The organism is Deltaproteobacteria bacterium PRO3 (genome assembly GCA_030263375.1).
In the GTDB taxonomy this organism is placed as follows: domain Bacteria; phylum UBA10199; class UBA10199; order DSSB01; family DSSB01; genus DSSB01.
The window spans coordinates 48,231-65,511 of record SZOV01000001.1; the positions used below are offsets into that span (position 1 = coordinate 48,231).

Genomic DNA, 17,281 nt, shown 5'->3' on the forward strand with positions numbered 1-17,281 from the left:
ATCTCGTAGGGGATTCCGTTCCACTTAAACTTGGTCTCAACAACGATAGGAACAACCCGGGCGTCGCTCGTGCTCCGGTAGAGATCCACAACCATCTTGCTCTCTGGCGTGGGCCGGTACTTCGCCATGAAGGCCGGATTCAGCATGACGTTTAATAGGCTGTTCGTCCCCCCCTGGTAGTTCTCCATCGGGCGCCCGAAGGGGTCCATCCGTGCCGGGAGTTGGTCGGCGAAGGGGGTCTTACCCTGCGCCATATTGAGGGCCTGCAAGACCGGGTTGGGGTCGAAGGTGTCGCGTCGCGTGTTGTCGGTGAGTTGCTCCACCTGCTTGAGCATCGTCGGCGTAAAGCTGGCCGGGATCCCCTTGGCGATGTTCATCAGCGACTTCGCCATCCCCTGCCCGCGGGCCAGGCTGGTCAAGGTCTTAATCATGGGCTGCTCGCCAAGGGTGTCGAGGGCCCCCTCGAAGCCGGCGGCCGCCAAGGCCAGGTTGTCGAGCTGGGTGCCGAGTTTCAGCTCGTCCTCGACGCCCTTCTCCTGGGCCCGGGCCCCGAGCGAGAGGGAGGTCGAGAGCGGGACGGCCCAGTCGTAGGTGACGAGGGTGTCTTCGGGCTTCCACTCCGCGGCCTTCGGGTCGAAGCCGCTCATGATGTACCGGCGCAGGGCCGAGACATTCATCTGCGATTGGGTGCGGCCCTCGGTGGCCTCGACGGCCCGGAGGTCGGGGTCCCGCGGCGCGGTGTTGCGCAGCACGCCGATATTGGAGAGCCCATAGCCCAAGGCGGTCAGCCCGCCGGAGCCGATCAGGGCGCGCGCCGTGGAGTCGACGAAGGCCCTCTGGTCGAAGCCGTGACCCATCGCTGCGCGGCCGACCTCCATCAGGCTCTTCACGAAGCCCGCCGGCGAATACTCCAGCGAGCGCGAGAGAATGTTGCCGGGGGTCTTCGGGTATTTCAGCAACACGTCGCCGGCGCCGAACTCCTTGCCGAGGTTCATCGCCCGTTTCAGGCCGACAAAAACCCGCGCCGCCGCAGACTCGTCTTGGAAAGTCTTGTACAGACCCTCGAAGTGCGCCTGGGCGATCATCTCGTCGGTGGGGTTCGCGACCTTCGCCAGGGCCATCTGCTCGGCCAGGGACTTGTTGACGGCCGCCTTATAAAAGGCGCGATCAGGGGCGCGCAGCGCGACGCCGAGCGTGCGCTCGATGGTCCCCATGATCTTCCCGCGGAAGGTTTGCCCCTGGAGAAAGCCCCGCTTCAAATCGTTCATCTCAAATTTGTCGGCGATCCTCGTGGTGTCGATGCCGTGCCAGGCCTCGCGGGCCCCCTCGTAGAGACCCTGCATGAAGCCCTTGAACTGCTCCTTGTACTGATTGCCGCCGGCCAAAGACTTCGTCCGCTGCCCGGTGATGAGGCCAACGCCGCGATCGAGCCCAGCAGCGACCACGTCCTTGACGTTTTCCCCGGCGGTGAAGGCCGCGTTGCCGACCAAGTTGCGGGTCCAGGTCTTGGGGTTGAAGAGCTGGGCTATGGTCTGAAAGGTCGAGATTTTGCGGAGCTTCGAGGCCGGCACCAGCTCGCCGATGTCGCGGAGCATCTGGGCCGTGGCGAAGGACTTCTCGTAGCCGTCCGCCATCTGCTCGATCTGGGCGGCGCGCTGGGTGATGCGCTGCGCGAATTCTGGGGTAACGGAGGGTAGCTTGAGCTTGCGGGCAATCATCTCGCGGATCGCCTCCACGTCGGGCGCCTGCCCGGAGGCCTCGGCCTGCTTCACCGCTTCCTTCACCTGCCGCTCGAACTGGAAGACCTTCGCCTTCGGCATCTCCTCCCTGGCCTGCCGGACGGTCTTCTGCGCCAGGCGCAGGATCCCCTCGGGCCCCAGGCGGGCATAGTCGGCGTAGGCCTGGATCGTCTGCCCCTGCTTCGTCCCCATCTCCGCCATTTTGTCGGCGATGCGGATCGACATGTCGAAGTCGCCCTGGGCGTTGTGGACCCGCATCAGCTCATGGCCCATGCGGACGATCTCGGGGGTGTACTCCCTGGCGTTGAGGACGATCTCCCGTGCCTTGACAGGGTCGATCTCGACGGCTTTCTGGGCGACCGCCATCGAGCGCTGGCTGCTCAGGCGCTCATATTCCCCGGAGACGCCGGCGGCGACCTCGGCGGGGGTGTTGGGGGCCTCGCGGACGGTCCGCGTAAAGCCGCGTTCCAACTTGGCGGGCCCCGAGGGCGGGGGTTGGGTCGGGGGGGATCCACCGGCCCCGGCTGGCGGCGGGAACTGGAGAACATCGGCGCCGCCGGAGGCGCGGCCCGCTTCGGCCTGGTCCATGATGTAGGCATAGGGGCTGCCCTTGACGTTCCGCTGCGCGCGCACATAGGCGCGCATTTCGTCCAGAGTTGCCCTTTGGTTGGCGGTGAGTTTCTGCCCCTTGAGAAACTTATTCAGGACCACGAGTTGATCCTTCTTTTTCCCGAGGTTTGGGATCGGGAAGGTCGATGCTTGAGCCGACACCTGGAGATCGCCGCCCATGCCAGGAAAACCCTCTTGAAAGATTCGCTTCCCGGGTTCGGCCTGCTCGATTTCGAAGCGGAGTTGCTGGAAAAGCTGCCGCTCGGCGTTGGAGAGGTTGCGGGCCCGAAGGACCTTCCCCGCGGCGAGGGGACCCTCTACCGAGACCTGTGCGGCCGGGAACTGCCGCTGGAGCGCCGCGGCCTGGGCCTGGGCTCCCTGTGGAGACGCCAGCGAGGTCTTGGCCTCGACCCCCCCCTGGGTCGCGGTGACGACCTGGCTGGTCTGCGGCCCCTTGGGCTCGAGGTGTCCGAGGTGCTTTCCGTACTCGCCGCGGAGCACGTCCCGCTTGATCTCAAAGGTCTTGAGCTTGGCTGGGTCATGGATCCAGGTCCCGACCTCGGTCTTGGTCGTCAGGTACCCCTTCGGGACCTCCGGCATCTGGGATCCTGGGGTGACGAGGACCGCCTTGGCGCGACCGGATCGCAAGGCCTCCATCTGGAGGGCGATGGTCTCCGGGGCTTCCGGGGTCGGGATGGGCTGCTTGGCGAAGGGCCGGACGGCGCCAGTCTGGTCCTTCAAGACCTCTTTGATAGCGGGCAGCTCGCGGCGCGCGGCCGCGGCGCCCTCGCGCCCGTAATACCCGAGCCCCGCCCCGGCCAGGGTCATCGCTGGGAAAAGAGCGGTGTTGAGGGCCGCCTCCCCAGGTTCGCCCTTGGCCGTGGCGCCGGTGAGCCCGCCGAAGCTCTGCTGGGCCGCCATCTGAAGGTTGCGGGCCACCGCCGGGGCCTGGACGTTGAAACGTTGGGTCACGGCCTGTCCGAAGCCCTGCGCTGGCATGGAGCCAGCCATAAGCAGCTCGGGCGCGTAGGCCCCCATCGAGCGCGCCAGCTCGCCCGCCGAGGGGATGATGGTGGTCCCGCCCTGGGTCTGCCATATCGGCTTATCGAAGCGCTGCTCGAAGGCCGTGGGCGGCTCGGCCTGGGCCTGCTGGGCCAGCCGTCCGGTGAGGTCGGTGAGCGCGTTGAAGGGGTTCAGGCGCCGGGTCAGCTCCGCGAGCTTCGCCTCCACCGAGTCCTCCTTGACGGGGACCCCCACCGTCTTCGCGAGGTCCCGCATGGTGTTGGGGAGGCCGAAGGGGGTCAGGTCCCGGAGGGCCCGGGCCCCGGTGTCGAGGATCTTCGCCGCGGCCTGGTTGGCGCCCTTGAAGGCCGTGCGCGCCGCGCCGTAGGTGTTCTCCGCCAGCGGCTGCTTGGCGACGCTGCGCGCGGCCTCGAGGGGCTGCAGATACCAAGGGGTCTTGGGATCGACGGGGCTCCCGAGGGGGTCGAACTTCACGGCCGGCTCCCGCCGCTGGGGCCTCGAGAGGTCGACGGGCTCCATGCCCAGCGACCGGCGCAGGTTGTTGAAGGGCTCCATCATCTGATCGAAGGGGCCCCACAGGGAAGGCTGCGGCGCCTGCATCCCGCCGGTCATCGAATCCCAGGCCCCGAGGCGCCCGAGCACGTCCTTGACGTAGCCCTGGGTCTCCTTGAAGGGCGGGACGCCTTTATGCTTCTGCACGTTCCCTGGCCCGGCGTTGTAGGCCGCCACGCCTCCCACCAGGCCGAACTTGGAGATCTGCTGCTTGAGGTAGCGCACCCCGCCGTCGATGTTCTGTTCGGGGTCAAAGGGATCCTTTACGCCCAGCTCCTTCGCGGTGCCCGGCATGAGCTGCATGAGCCCCGCCGCGCCGACCGGACTCACGGCCTTGGGGTTCCCCCTCGACTCCTGGTAGATCACCGAGCGGACGAGCGAGGCCGGGACGCCGTACTGTCTGGCCTTCGCCTCGATCAGCGACTCCCAAGGGGAAAGTTTTTCGTAGAGCGTCGCCATTTACTGCCCGTAGTTGAGACCTCCGCCGCCCGGGAGCCCTCCGCCGATGCCGCCCATTCCGCCCATCATCATCATTTGGGTCATCAGGTCTGGACGGTAGAGGTACTGGAGGGCTTTTTCCTGGGTCATGCCAGGCATCTGCATGAGGAACTGAAAGTCGCGCTGCCGGTTGGTGGGAGATCCGGTGCCGTACTGGTCCTGCCAGTTTTGGCGCTGGGCCTTCCAGTAGTCCATTTGGTTGCCGTAATTTTGATTTTGCGCCTGCTGCTGGAATTGTTGCTGCTGGAGTCCGAGTTGCCCTTGCCTGAGTGCCAATTCCTGCGGCCCTAGCGGGTCCATCGCCTGACGGAATTGCTGGAATTGCTGCGGGTCCTGCTGGTACATCCGCATCAGCTTCATCTCGGCGGTGGGCGCTTCGGCCTCGAGGCGCTGCTGCTCCTGCAAGAGCTTCAAGCGCTGGGCGTACTCGTCCTCCATCTGTTTTTTTCGGTCGCGCCGCTCCTGGCCTCGGTAAAAGCCCTCGGCGATTGCCTGTCCTGTGAAAGCCCATGGATCCATAGTCGCTCCTTAAATAAAGCTGAGTCCCATCCCGATCAGCGGGCCGAGGACACCCATGGCCCCGGCGCTGCCTTCGGTCGCTCCGATCTGCCCGCTCTGCTGCTGCCACATCTTCATGAGGTCCTCGAGGGGCTGCCGGCGGAAGAGGTTCGCGAGCTGCTCCTCGGCGGTCGCCTGCTGCCGACCCTGCAAGGCCTGCTGGAACTGCTGCCCCTGCTGGCCCATGAGGAGTTGGGCATTGCTCAAGCCCTGGCCGTATTGCTGCTGCTGGGCCCCGAGGTTGGCCTGGAAGCCCGCGAGGTTCTGCCCGGCCTGCTGGCCCTGGAGGTTGACGTTCTGCGAGGCCAGGAACTTCGCCTGCTCGTCGGTGGCCCCCATCTGCCGGAACAATTCCTCGGCCTGGGAAAGCTGGCGCTGCGCCTCCATCTGGCGGCGCATCTGGTCTTCCTGCAGTTGCATCCGGCCATGCTCGATAGAGTATTGGCTGGAGAGATCCGCCAGGCGCCGGTCGCGCTCCTGGAGGTTCAGCATCACGGCCCGGTTAGCGGCTCCAGAGGTCAGCATCCCTCGGCGGTTCATATCCGCCAGGATCTGCTCCTCGGACTTCTGCGCCTGGTCGGTGAGGTCCCGCCGCGCGATGTCCATCTGCGGCGCGTAGATGTCCTGGACGTTGACCCGCGGCGTCTCGGTGAACTGAAACGGCGTGCGCTCGGTGAAATTCGCGCCCGGGTCCCAAAACTGGAAGGGCCGGTAGCGCATCCCACTCCCGGTCGTCGTGGCCGGCAATCGCCCAACGGTGGTGTTCGATCCCATCTGCCCGGCGATGGGAGCCCCGGCGTACTGGAAGCCTTGCGGCGCGTTCGGCTGGATCTGCCCGAGCTGGGCGTAGTTGAGGGCGCGGTATTGGTTGATCTTGTCGAGGTCCTTGTTGCCGGATCCAAAGCCACCGCCGCCACCCTGGAGCATATAACCCTGGTTCAATCCGGTTCCGCCGGTGCCGAGGGTCTTCATGATGGGGTTGTAGTTGGTGCCGCCGGGATAGTAGGAGCCGCCGCTCTGCCCGCTCGCGTAGGAAGTGCCGACGTTCCAGACCGGCCCCGACGCGCCCGAGCGATTGTAGGCGTTCTGCCCGAGCATGTTGCCAAGGACGGTGTCGCTAAGAAGCTGCTGCTGCGCTCCGAACTGCGGCCCTTGGTATGGTTGGGATGGCTTCGGTTTCGACTTGCCCATGTCCGTGATCTTTCACGATGGGGGTCTCTAACCGAGGCCCGATAGATTTAAATTCGTGTTGGTACTTCTTGTTAAAGTCGGTCTTGAACATCGCGTAAGCCGCGATGTCGTGGAACTCTCCGTCGAAAAAGGACTCCTTGCGAAGGAGCCCCTCTTGCGTGGCGCCGAAGGTCTCAAGGGCGTTGCAAAGCCGCCGATTCCTCGCCACCACGTTGATCTTCACCTTGTAGAGGTTGCAGAAATTAAACTTCCAGTTGAGAAAGATTTTGAGCGCTGCAAAGCCGACGCCCTGGCGCTCAACCTGCTTGTCGACGAGCATCGCGACTTCGAAGCGTCGGCTGTACTCGTCCTCTTGGAAGTGCATGAGGCAGCCCAAGGGTTGATTCTCTGGTCCGACGATCATAAAGGCCTTCCCCACCGCGGCGCTCGCGATCTCCTCCGAGTTTGGGCAGCTCGGGAACTCGCGGTAGAACTCCGGGTAAAGATCCGAGTAGTACCAGGAATAGAGCTGCGCCGCGTGGTATTGGGGCTCGTAGCGCACTAACCGCACGCCGTTGATTGTCTTAAGCATGGCTCACCTCAAAAGGTCGCCCCCAGGTCTCCGGGGAGGTCGTAATAAACCGTAATACTGTGGTGGTCGCAGCTGAACGTCACCAACGACGCGCCACCACCGCTCACCGCGACATGGTGGAACATGCCGAAGGAGCTGGAATTGATCTCGGCCGGGGTCCAGGTCGTCGACCATAGATGCGCGGTGTCGCTGATCGGCGCAGAATAAACCGCATCCGAAGTCGTAATATCCTGGATCTGATCGGGGTCTGAGCCAGGCCCGCCCTCGGCGCCGGTGGTGTCGGCGACCTTCGACGGCTTGATGCTCCTGACAAAAGGATTATGGGTGCCATTGTCCAGGTCCGCTTTGATCTCGGTCGAGACGACGATGCCACGAATGATCGCTGTCGGCGGAATACTGAAGCCGTAATCCCAAGAGCGGATGCTCTGGGTTGGAACGCCGTTCGCGGCGCGCTGCGCGGTCGCATAGGAGTTATTGCTCGAAACAACGTTTGACTCGTTGCTCCAGTCACCGCCGGATCCACCTTCGCCTGCCTGGGCTGGGCTTCGGGTTTGACTCAGCATCGCGCACCCCTCATCGACGCAAACATCCGGCGCCGGGCTCTCGCTCGGCACGGGAGACTCGGAGGGATTTGGGAAATCCTCCGCGCCGCCACAGCCAGAAAAAGCCAGGAAAAGTATAATAAGAATTGCTCGCATAAAACCTCCCTCACGTGATCGCTCCTTTGAATCCTACCACGCTCATCCACCACAGACCAAGAGTCGCGTCGTAGATTCCGCTGATGATGTCGACTTTGTTCGCCGTCGTCGTGAGAGTCGGCTTGTCGGTCGTCGAGTCCGTCGCGCCGGTCCCGTTGAGCCAGCGGAAGCTGGTAGGCCAGGTGCAGGTATGCCCGCCGGTGCTCTGTCGGACGATGAATGTCGCCCGTTGTCCGTCCTTCATGTTGGAGACCGCGAGGGTGAAATTGCCCGTGGCCCGCATCCGAAAGGTGTTGCCGGTCGAGAGATCCGCAGGCACCGTCCCGGTGCCGGTGTCGCCCAGGTCGACGTAGCCAGTCTTGGCGGCCTTAAGCTCCAGGATCCCGGTCCCTTTGGCCTGGAGGGTCGCGCCGATGTTGGCGTCGTCCCCGGTCACCTCGAGGACCGGCTTGTTCCCGGTCGCCGCGTTGGTAAGTTTCCAGTGGTTGACAGCGCTGGCGACGCTCCCGGACTCCAGGACCTCGTTGCCGTTCGCATCGGCAAGGGTCTTGCTGCGCAGCGTCTCCACTCCCGCAAGGGTCGCCAGGGTCCCGGTCGTGGGGAGGGTGACGCCGGTCGCCCCGGTCAGCGTGAGGGTCGCCGCAAAGGCCCCAGCGAAGGTCACGGCCCCGGCGGTGGCAAGGTTCCCGCCCAACGTCACCGAGCGGTCAGCGTCCCCGATGTCCAAGGTCAGGGTGTGGTCCGCCGTGAACACGGTCGGCACCGCGAAGATCAGACTGAACGCCGCTCCGCTGGAGAGGATCTTGAGCTTTGCTGAATCAAAGCGGTGGATTCCGCCCCAGTTGAAGGCCGAGGCCATCGACATATTGTCGGAGGTCAGCCCGCCATTGAGGATCGAGTAGAGCGGTGAAAACCTCGCATGCAGTCCGGTTGCTCCGGCTAGAAGCACGTAGTCTACGTCGTCTTGAAGGCTTGTTCCTGGGTCGACGGGGACGGTCATAGAATCTCCAATATCCCTCCGTCTCGGCAGATCTCCTGGTTGGCGCTGGAAGCCGAGTGGGTGATGGTCACAGCCAACGTCAGGGCGTTCGCGGAATTCTCGGCCGCTGTCCCACGAATCGGAGTACTGAATCCCGTGGCGGCGGCAATCACGGCGGCAAGGTCGCCAAGGCCGGTCGTGGCGGCACCAGCCACGCCCATCGAAAGGGTCCCGCCAAGTCGCTGAACGCTGGCAGAGTTTTGATTTTTTAGGATGATCTCGAAGTCGAAAGGATGCCGCGAGGCGCTGGCCGTGATGACGGCGGTGGTGTCGTCGTAAAGCGTGGTCGCGCCGAGCTTGATCTTGACATTCAGGGTGCGGGCAGCTCCGTTATTTTGCAGGTAGTTACCCCAGAGGCGAAGGCGCAGCGTTTTATTGGTGCCAAGAATTCCGGCCGGGACGGAGAAGGAATAGAGGCTCGTCTCCGCTGCCGTCGTGTTGATAACAAGCTCATTGACGCTATCGAGCAGCCCGACGCGGCTCACCCAGGCGGCGTGATCGTATCCTTCGAATCTTTTCTGGTCGGTGTTGTATCTCTCAAGCCCGGAGGTGGTCGCTGGGCGCTGGGCATCGGTGCCTTTCGGTAGCGCTATGGCGTCGGTCTTGTCCGATACGTCAATTGAGTAAGCTGGGGTGAACGGTGATCCGAACTTCGAGTTGTAGACGTAGAAAGGCGCCGCTCCTCCATTGGTCGGCGCGTTCAGGACTAAAATTCCGCCCTCGCACTCGAGGCTGAAATTTCCGGAGCTAAGGATAAAGGTATTTCCGGCCGCGGATAAAATTCTTAGGTCGTAGTCCGACGATGCCGTAGAGTGTAGGTCAATATAGGTGTTTGCGTTGCCGGTGATGGCGGCGCCGATCTCTATCGCGGTAGTATTGGTTCCCGTCGCACTAATAAAAGCCGTGGCATCGTTGGCGCCGAGAACGTGCAGGGTATAAGTCGGGGAATTCGTCCCGATGCCTAGGCGATTATTCGCATCGTCCCAGAATATCTGCGCGGCGTCCTGCGTGAGAAAACCGTTTACGTCACCGAACACCAGGCCGCCGGCGGCAAAGTCCGACGTGGGCCCCGTGAGCGGCCCGAGCTTGCGCCATACCCAGGTCAAGAACTCGTCCAGCCTTTTATTCGCGGTCTCCGGCGGAGTGGGCATCTTAGGCAACTCGCACCTCCGGCTGATAGCCCAGGCCGGTTATGCCTGGGATATACTCTTCGATGCTCATCAGGTAGCCGTTGATGTTCTGGAATTTGAACTGGAAGTACCGTCCGGTCAGGCACTCGACGCCGCTTTGCGTGGCGAGTTCAACCTGCGTGAAAGACGTTCCACCGCCACCATATTTTACCTGGCCGTAAATTGAGCCAGTGCCGTAGAGCGTGCCGGAAGAATTTATCTGCTGGTCTTTTTGTCCGGTGTTTTTGTCCGTGGTGACGGTGACCCGGATCTGCCCGGCGCTCCCGGCCGTGGTAATGTGGAGGTCGTTCAACTGCTTCTGCAGGACCGCATTGCCGAAGGCTTCCTTCTTGGACTCCCAATAGGCGTCGATCTTCGCTTCTTTGCGGGCGATGCCGTTTCCGGAGCTGGCGTTGCTCGCGGTCTGGGCGTAAGTGAAGGTCGTCGAGGTCGGCGCCGTCGCCACGGTGAAGGTGCCGTTAAAGCTCGAATCGGTCACGCCGGAGACAATTACCTCATCGCCGACCGCGAAGCCGTGGGGGGCCGATGTCGTGATCGTCACAACGTTCGAGGTCCGCGATGCGCCGGAGCCCGTGATCTGCGAGGCCTTCACCACGTCCCGGTTTCCGGTATCGAGGCGCACCACCCAGCCATCGACCGTCCCTCCGAAGGGCTCTTCTTTGTTCGAGTGGTCCATGATCGCCATGCAATTCAACGCCTGGCCCTTGTGGAGGAGCATGGTCGACTCGAACTTTCCGTCGGGAGCGGGGTCCACGCCATCCAGGAAGTAGTCGTAGGCGATCAGCCGATCGTGCGCCGACCCGGATCCCGAGGTATGCGTCACCATGTAATGGTTGTAGTTTTTCAGCACGACGCCCGAGGTATAGGGAGCACGGGCCGAGTTGTAGGTCTCGAGCAGGTTGTCGATGGGGTCTGAGATCCGGATCAGGTCCTTGGTGCCGTTGAATCCGATCAGCTCGCCGCGGCGGTTCATACCGATCAAGATATTTCCGTAGCGCCTCGAGATAACCTCGCGCACCGAATATCCCGAAGCGAATCCCTCGCCAGTGGCGATGCTCTGGACATACCCATCCAGGGCCGACTCGCCGCTAAACAAGAAGAACATATCCTCTTTGCTGATAACGAGAGTATCCCCGAGGGTGCCAAGGAAAGTGATGTCGTTGGTCGAAATCCCACGAGACTTGAACTTTAGGACCCAATTCAGGGAGTCCCAGCTCTCGCCGTTCAGCAATCCGGAATGGTAAACGAACTCGCCTACGCTGCCCCATAACCTGTTTTTATGGAGTAGGAGGTATTTGAAATTGCCTGGAGGTGTCCCTCCCAGCGCAGCGATGTTGCCTGTGCCGGTCCACTTCCAATTTCCGTTGACGCCATTCCCTCCGACCAGAATGTCGTTGTTGCTGCCATCTTTGATCGTGGCGAAGCTGTAGAGATTGTTCGCGCTGTCGGTGACCGTGAAGGCTCCTGTGATGTCGGAAAGGACCCCGCCGGCGGTCATGGAATAGACCTTCGTCCCGCCGGTGACGACCCGGACCACCGTGGTCCCCAGGACGGCCTGGATGATGCCGGTCACAGCCTTGGCGGCCCCTCCTTCAATGAGTTGCGTCGTGGAGTGCAGCACGTCCCCGAGCCGGCAGTCGATGCGCTCCTGGGTGAGGATGACGTTTTGGAGGTCGGCGGCCTCACGCTGAGCGAGCGAGATCTTGCTGAGCTTCGTATTGAGCCCGCGAAACGAGGAGAAGCTGATCGGATTGATGAACTGTTCCTGCATCACTCCCTCGGGTAGTTGCCCGGTAAATCGTCGTCGTCCAAAAGGCCGCTCGGGTGGTAGTCCCGCATCACGGTTTGCATCTCGGGCCCGGCGTCGTCCTCGACGGCCTGGGCTACGACCTCGTAAAACTCCGCCTTGGCCGATGCCGCGCTCTGATAGTCCTTCTTGAGCCTGAAGCCCCGCCACTCACAAAAAAGCTCGATGGCCTCGTGGTAGGCCTCGGGCATCAAAGAAAAATCGTTATCTGCCACGAGCGGCGGCAGAGCCATATAGCCGTCGTAGTAGATCGTCTCGACCCCGCTCGGCGTCGGGTAGAAGGTGAAGACCGGGAACATGCCCTGGCGGTTCCTTGGGCTGTAGACCGCGTTGGTCACTGCCCCGCCGTTGGAGGTCATGGTGATCGTGCCGGCCGTGAAGCCGCTGAATCCCACCCCCAGGATCTTCGAGTAGGTGAGCGAGGTCGCGACGACGTTCGTCCCGTTGAGCGCCTTCTCCTCGCTCTGCAAGACGCCCGAGGCGCTCAAGCCCTCGATCTTGACGGTCGCTGTATCGCCAGCGCTGGTGGAGACGAGGGATAGGAGGCTCGCCGAGGTCGGCTGGTACTGCACCGGCCAGAAGCCCATCAGGCAGGCAATGGTCGGGAGCCCTGTGCTCAAGGTTGGGTCCTGGATGCGCTCCAGAAATTCCTGGCGCGGCAAAACCCGGATGACCCGGACGTTGCCCCCGCGGACCGTGAACTTGATCGTCTTGGCCAGGTCCAGGAGCGGAGACATGGCGTATTCGCCGGCGTTGGCGGCGGTCGCAAAGGTCAGGTTGCTCAGGCGCAGCCAAGAGAACCTATGATCCGCGGCGCGGATAAAGGTCTTCTGCGCCCGGTTCGCCCAGCGCTTAAACAGGGTGTCGATGTTGGTGGCTGGGTTGACCGTCGCTTTGACGTTAGCCACGATCTCCGACAGGTTCATCTAAGCCCCTCTTTTTGCCCTTCTTGGGCTCCTCGGGTTTCGGTTGAGAGGCGGCCTCCAGCTGGGCCTTGGTCGCCTCGAAATCGGCCTTATCCTGGGCGAGCTTGGCGCGGTCGGCCTCGAGCTTTTCCAGGGTGTCTTCCTCCTTGGCCTCGACGGGCGGCTTCCAGAAATCGCACCTAGGCGGCATCGAAGCTATATCGGGCGGAGGGTCTTTCATGAAGTCGATGGGCATTTTGTACCTCTGGTTTAGGAATGGGGGCCCGAAGGCCCCCTTCCCGGTTCACGATTGGGGGAGAATTACGCCGAAGCCCCGAGCTGGAACGCCATGCCGCAGAAGAGCTTCATGGGCACCTTTCTGCGCACGGTGTCGGAGGTCACGCCGTGGACGGCATACCCGAGCCGCAGCTCGGCCGCCGAGGTCGAGCCGTCGGTGACGAGGTTCGTCCCGGCGATGAGCGACTTGCCGGCCGTGATAGCGGTACCGGCGGCGACGCAGGTCACGCCGGGATGGTAGCCCGCGAACTGGACCCAACCGTAGTAGTACTGCGGTTGAGCCACAATCGAGACGCCAGCCACCAAGGCCGCCGTGTTGCCCGCCGCGGTATCGACCACCGACCAAGGCAGTTCTACCCGGAAGGTATCGCTGGAAGCGGTCGCCACACTGAACGGCGAAGCCGGATCCAAGGTGATGACCGTGGCCGAGTTCTTGGCGATCAGACCGACCTCGCCCTCGGGAGCCGCACCGGCGGCGCCGGCGTCGTCCAAGCAGCGGATGATCCCGCCGGCGAGGACGCCGTTCCCGGTGTATTCGCCGGTGGCGAAGCCTGAGCCGTTGACGGTGTTGACCGTCCCGTTGCTCGTGGCCGAGACCGAGACGAGCCCGCGGAACGCCACGGGGTTATCCGCACCCGCTCCGCCGGACTGGTCGAAGCGGCAGTACATGAACCACCGAGGCCCGAGCACTTCGTCGTGGGTGACCCGGATCGCCCCTTTCTTCTCTTTTGGAGTAGCATCGGAGGCGTCCAGGGTGGTGTTCCAGTTTTGCATCCCGACGTTGGGAGGGCTGTAAAGGATGATGTTTGCGAGACTCATATTTTTTCCTTTCCTTGAGATTCTTGGCTTTCGGTTGCCCGATTAGGCCGAGAAACCTCCCAACACGCCCTGCAAGGCGCAGTTGCTGACGGTGAGCTGCATCGCGGTCCGGATCTTCGCGACGATCTTGTCCTCGTCGGCCGGCTCGATGAATTTCCCCGTCACGAAGTTGCGGTCCTTGTGGATGCGGATTTTCAGGTAGTTGTGGTTGAGCACGTACTTGCGATCGTCGGGACACTGCGAATCGAAGATGTAGTCGATACCGTCGATTTTCAGAGCCTTGAAGCCGAGGCCGGCCAGCTCCGGGTTGTTGAACTGAGCCCGGCCGTTGGCGCGGCTCAGCGCATACCCGAAGATGGTGGATCCCGAGACGATCAGGGTCGGCATGTCCGTGCCGCGGGTGCAGTTGCGGATCATGGTCTCGACCGCCTCGAGGCCGCCCGTGGCGTAGGACCCGACGGAGGCATTGACCTTGTTTCTCCAGAAGGAGAAATTTGCCCGGTTGATGCCGCCGAGGATGCCCGTGGTGGGCGCGATGTCGACGATGGCCTGCAAGCCGAGGATCGCCTTGCCGCCCGAGCCGGTGCCGTCTCCGAAGATCGCGGCGCCCGCCTTGTTCTGCATGGTGATCTCGGCCTGTTTGGTCCGAGCCTCGAGGATCGACTGCTGCTTCTCCGGTCCCGAGTTGCGCACCTCTTCGGCGCCATCGATGACGACGGTCGAGTAGAGGTACTTCCAGTTGAACTCGGCGGCCGAAAGTCCTTCCGGCTTGGCCGTGTTCATCTTGTCGGTCGCGGGGTCGTAGAAGTCGCCGTTCCCTTCGGCGTACATCAGCTCTTCGAGGATCGTGTCCCCGCCGCTGATTTTTTCCATCCCCTTCAGCTTCATGAATTTCCAGAAGGGAATGTGGGTACTGACGTTGTCCGCGAACTTGCCGCGGTAGTTTTTGAGCGTGGTCGATGCCACCGCATCAAAACTGGAATTTGCTGAGGCCATTTTTAAGCTCCTTCAGGAGCCGGACCCGTTAAGCAGTGTGTTCCTGGAGCGCGGCGTTGTAGGCGTCCGAGAAGGATTTGATGGGGGTTTGGCCTTGCTGCGGGGCGGGACCGCCAGGTTGGGCGACCTGAGCCGCCTCCTTGGTCTGCTGGGCCTGGTAGGCCGCGTCCTTGCCTCGCTGGAAGGCTTTTTCCCCCGTCACCGCGTACCAGGCCTTTTCGAGAGGCATCCCGTACTTGGTGACGAGCTCCATCGTCTCCTTGCCGTGGTCCTTCCATTCGTCGCCGAAAGTCTCCTTCCCCTTGGCAGCCAGGTGGTTGAACAACGTCATGGCTTGCGTCTGGTTCAGGAGGGCTTGCGCTTGTTGGAATTCCTGCTGGACAGGTCCGGCTAGTGCGTTGAAGGCGGCCATGATTTCGTTCGCACCCTCTTGGCCGAATTGCTCAACGAGCTTTCCGTAGTTGGGCGGGGGCATGAAGCCTTGGGCCGGCTGCATCCCAGGGACTTGGGGACCTCCTACAAAACCCCCTGGGGCCTGCCCGGGGACAAACCCCTGCGGCGGTCCGTATTGGTTTTGCGGTGTGGAATTCTGCCCGTATCTCTGGGGGTAGGCTTGGCGTTCGGCTTCAAAGGCCCTTCGCTCTTCCTCGAGGGCGCGGCGTTCTGCCGCCAGTTGCTGGGTTTTGTTGTAGTAGTCGGACTGCTGACTAGGCGTCATGCCGCCCGGGCTACTGGCCTCAGCTGGCTTCCCCGACCCGTTAGGTCCCGCAGCACTAGCGGGCTGACTACTGGCGGTCGGATTAAGTTCGTCGGCCATTGGTTCGCTCCTTAATTAGGCAAAGCCCCTTCCGGGGCGGGTGAAGGTACCGGCGGGGGCGAAACGGCCCGACCGGGTTGCGGACCTCCAGGGAGAGGCGCATTGCTCCCCTGGGGAAGTCCGCTGACTGCTTGACCAAGAATCCCGGACGGTCCCTGGGCGCCTGAATTGGGCGCGGCGCCGACCATCGAGGACTTTTGGATGAAACTTTCGAGAAGCTTGTGCGCCATGAGGTGCGCGAGGAAGGCCGGAGTGTTGTTGTTCTCCAGCTGGTGCGCGGCGATATGCGAGGCGTGGTCCTCGCCAAGCATCGGCATGACGGGGATCCCGCGCTTAAGGAGCGCGTTCTCCTGCTCGGGGCTCTTTGGGTCGATGATGATCCGCTTGTTGTCCAAGTGGAGGAGCTTGGCGAACTCCTTGAGGGCCTCTTTGGGGTCGAGGGCTGCGGCAATGGTCTGGTTTTTCCCGGCGGCCTCGAAGAGCTGAAGCATCTCCTCCTTGCGCTGGCCCTCGTTGACCGGCATCGCCGAGCCGGCCTTGATCCGGACCTTCATCTGTCCGACAAGATCCGTCCCGACGAAGGAAAGGAACGGCTTGGCCGCGGTGCCCATGACCGAAGAGTTTTCCAGGCCCTTCACCTTGTCCTTGAAGCCCAGGAACTCCGCCTCTTCCATGCCGGTCATGGCGATGACGCGGGTCGCGTCGTAGAAGTGCTGGATGAGCCAGATGCACTTCTGCAAAATCCTTCCGATGAAATCCTCGACGATCCCCGCGCGGTAGGACACCACGTCCTGGGCCTCTTGGTAGATCGCCATCGCCTCGCGGGCCGTCTTCTGGGCTTGGGGGAGGCCCTGCTTCTGCTCGTTTAAGCCGCTGATGACCGCCTGGTCTTGGCGGGTCGACTGCTCGCTCGCGTAGACCTCCTGACCAAGCTGGGCGTGCTGGAAGGGGGTGACGGTCGTCCCGGGCTGCAACTCGACAACGATCCCGTCCTTGTAGGACGTGAGGTCGTTCTTCTGCTTCTCGGTGAGCTTCTTGCCCTGCGAGATGTACTTCGAGTTCAGCTTTCGGCGGTGGTTGGCCTGCTGGGTCTTAATCTCGGCCAACTCGAGGAGCTGCTTGCGCCAGAAGTGCACGTCCGGCTTGGTGTCGAGCTTGCCGGGGATGTCGTTCCACTCAAGCTCCTCGTACATGGAGTGGAAGCCGTAGCGCATCTCGTAGGGCTTCACAGCGAAGCGGTCCACGCCCTCGATGATCACCATGAGCTTGTGGTTTAGGCGGTCCTCGATCTCGTGATAGGTCCCGTACTGGAAGTCCTCCTTCTCTTCTTCCTCGAGGTTCTCTGGCTGGCAGGTGTCCTCGATGACCGTGGGCTTGTCGTCTTCCCGGAGGTTGAACTTCTCGCGGATCTCGGCGATGGGCGCCGTGACCATGTGCGAGACCCACCGCGCGGCGCGGAAGCTCCTGGCGTTGGGCTCCACGATCAGGTGCTCGCGGTCCACGAAGTCGATTGAGATCTCGTTGGTGGGCCGCTCCCCGACGTACTGCCGGGCGATCTTGTCCTTGTCGAAGACGAAGGAGATCTTTGCGTAGGATCGGCCTTTGAGCTTGGTGCCCTTCACGCAGGCGCAGGCCGTGGACTCCAGGTTCCAGGGGCCGTTGATCTGGGTGTTGACGACGCGCTCGAGGACTTCGGCTTTCAGGTCGGCTTCTGGGGTCTCTGGGTCGATGAAGGCGTAGGGGTTTTGGGAGTAGAGCTTGGGGACGGAGGAGCGGACATCAACGTACTGGAGATTGACGCTGACGAGTTGTTCCGAGAAGTCCGACTTTTTGGGGTTTAGGATCTTTCCTTCGTAGAAGTCCTCGCTCTCCTTCCAGTCCAGAGCCTGATCTTGGAGGCGCTTCTTGCCGGCCAAGACTCGGTTTTTCCACAGGCGGTATTGGTCCTGAAGGGATTGCTTGGGCACCCCGC

13 protein-coding genes and 1 pseudogene are annotated in these 17,281 nt (G+C 62.6%); all 14 read right to left on the bottom strand.

Annotated elements, in window-relative coordinates; genetic code table 11:
* Positions 1-4,010: 4,010 nt before the first annotated feature.
* A pseudogene (locus FBR05_00200) lies at positions 4,011-4,343 on the bottom strand (lytic transglycosylase domain-containing protein).
* Between the two features lie 39 nt (positions 4,344-4,382).
* Positions 4,383-4,940: a hypothetical protein gene (locus FBR05_00205; protein ID MDL1870610.1), complete on the bottom strand. Its 558-nt coding sequence runs from the start codon at positions 4,938-4,940 to the stop codon at positions 4,383-4,385.
* A gap of 9 nt (positions 4,941-4,949) precedes the next feature.
* Complete coding sequence (locus tag FBR05_00210; GenBank protein ID MDL1870611.1) at positions 4,950-6,170, bottom strand: hypothetical protein; 1,221 nt, start codon at positions 6,168-6,170, stop codon at positions 4,950-4,952.
* On the bottom strand, positions 6,097-6,741 hold the full coding sequence (locus FBR05_00215) for a GNAT family N-acetyltransferase (protein MDL1870612.1): 645 nt from the start codon (positions 6,739-6,741) through the stop codon (positions 6,097-6,099). Before FBR05_00215 ends, FBR05_00210 begins: the two co-directional genes overlap by 74 nt.
* Positions 6,742-6,749: 8 nt before the next feature.
* Entirely contained in the window at positions 6,750-7,304 is a 555-nt protein-coding gene (locus FBR05_00220) for a hypothetical protein (GenBank protein ID MDL1870613.1), read from the bottom strand.
* A 145-nt stretch (positions 7,305-7,449) separates the two neighbouring features.
* Complete coding sequence (locus tag FBR05_00225) at positions 7,450-8,439, bottom strand: hypothetical protein (GenBank protein ID MDL1870614.1); 990 nt, start codon at positions 8,437-8,439, stop codon at positions 7,450-7,452.
* A complete protein-coding gene (locus FBR05_00230; protein ID MDL1870615.1) occupies positions 8,436-9,629 on the bottom strand; it encodes a hypothetical protein in 1,194 nt (397 codons plus the stop codon). Before FBR05_00230 ends, FBR05_00225 begins: the two co-directional genes overlap by 4 nt.
* Before the next feature lies 1 nt (position 9,630).
* Positions 9,631-11,439, bottom strand: coding sequence for a hypothetical protein (locus tag FBR05_00235; GenBank protein MDL1870616.1), 1,809 nt, complete (start codon positions 11,437-11,439; stop codon positions 9,631-9,633).
* A complete protein-coding gene (locus FBR05_00240; GenBank protein ID MDL1870617.1) occupies positions 11,439-12,383 on the bottom strand; it encodes a hypothetical protein in 945 nt (314 codons plus the stop codon). The genes FBR05_00235 and FBR05_00240 overlap by 1 nt, the downstream gene beginning before the upstream one ends.
* The gene (locus tag FBR05_00245) at positions 12,376-12,636 is read right to left on the bottom strand and encodes a hypothetical protein (GenBank protein MDL1870618.1); all 261 of its coding nucleotides are present in this window, start codon (positions 12,634-12,636) and stop codon (positions 12,376-12,378) included. Before FBR05_00245 ends, FBR05_00240 begins: the two co-directional genes overlap by 8 nt.
* Positions 12,637-12,701: 65 nt before the next feature.
* Positions 12,702-13,496, bottom strand: coding sequence for a hypothetical protein (locus FBR05_00250; protein MDL1870619.1), 795 nt, complete (start codon positions 13,494-13,496; stop codon positions 12,702-12,704).
* A 42-nt stretch (positions 13,497-13,538) separates the two neighbouring features.
* Positions 13,539-14,492, bottom strand: a complete 954-nt coding sequence (locus FBR05_00255) for a phage major capsid protein (GenBank protein MDL1870620.1) — start codon at positions 14,490-14,492, stop codon at positions 13,539-13,541.
* 28 nt (positions 14,493-14,520) lie between these two features.
* Positions 14,521-15,210 (bottom strand): hypothetical protein, encoded by a 690-nt coding sequence (locus FBR05_00260; GenBank protein MDL1870621.1) that lies wholly within the window; start codon positions 15,208-15,210, stop codon positions 14,521-14,523.
* A 110-nt stretch (positions 15,211-15,320) separates the two neighbouring features.
* Positions 15,321-17,276, bottom strand: a complete 1,956-nt coding sequence (locus tag FBR05_00265; protein MDL1870622.1) for a hypothetical protein — start codon at positions 17,274-17,276, stop codon at positions 15,321-15,323.
* Positions 17,277-17,281 lie beyond the last annotated feature (5 nt).

Bases quoted from the DNA above. Each gene is read 5' to 3' on its own strand.
- FBR05_00205 (MDL1870610.1), bottom strand. From the start codon at position 4,940: ATGGATCCATGGGCTTTCACAGGACAGGCAATCGCCGAGGGCTTTTAC.
- FBR05_00210 (MDL1870611.1), bottom strand. From the start codon at position 6,170: ATGGGCAAGTCGAAACCGAAGCCATCCCAACCATACCAAGGGCCGCAG.
- FBR05_00215 (MDL1870612.1), bottom strand. From the start codon at position 6,741: ATGCTTAAGACAATCAACGGCGTGCGGTTAGTGCGCTACGAGCCCCAA.
- FBR05_00220 (MDL1870613.1), bottom strand. From the start codon at position 7,304: ATGCTGAGTCAAACCCGAAGCCCAGCCCAGGCAGGCGAAGGTGGATCC.
- FBR05_00225 (MDL1870614.1), bottom strand. From the start codon at position 8,439: ATGACCGTCCCCGTCGACCCAGGAACAAGCCTTCAAGACGACGTAGAC.
- FBR05_00230 (MDL1870615.1), bottom strand. From the start codon at position 9,629: ATGCCCACTCCGCCGGAGACCGCGAATAAAAGGCTGGACGAGTTCTTG.
- FBR05_00235 (MDL1870616.1), bottom strand. From the start codon at position 11,439: ATGCAGGAACAGTTCATCAATCCGATCAGCTTCTCCTCGTTTCGCGGG.
- FBR05_00245 (MDL1870618.1), bottom strand. From the start codon at position 12,636: ATGCCCATCGACTTCATGAAAGACCCTCCGCCCGATATAGCTTCGATG.
- FBR05_00250 (MDL1870619.1), bottom strand. From the start codon at position 13,496: ATGAGTCTCGCAAACATCATCCTTTACAGCCCTCCCAACGTCGGGATG.
- FBR05_00255 (MDL1870620.1), bottom strand. From the start codon at position 14,492: ATGGCCTCAGCAAATTCCAGTTTTGATGCGGTGGCATCGACCACGCTC.
- FBR05_00260 (MDL1870621.1), bottom strand. From the start codon at position 15,210: ATGACGCCTAGTCAGCAGTCCGACTACTACAACAAAACCCAGCAACTG.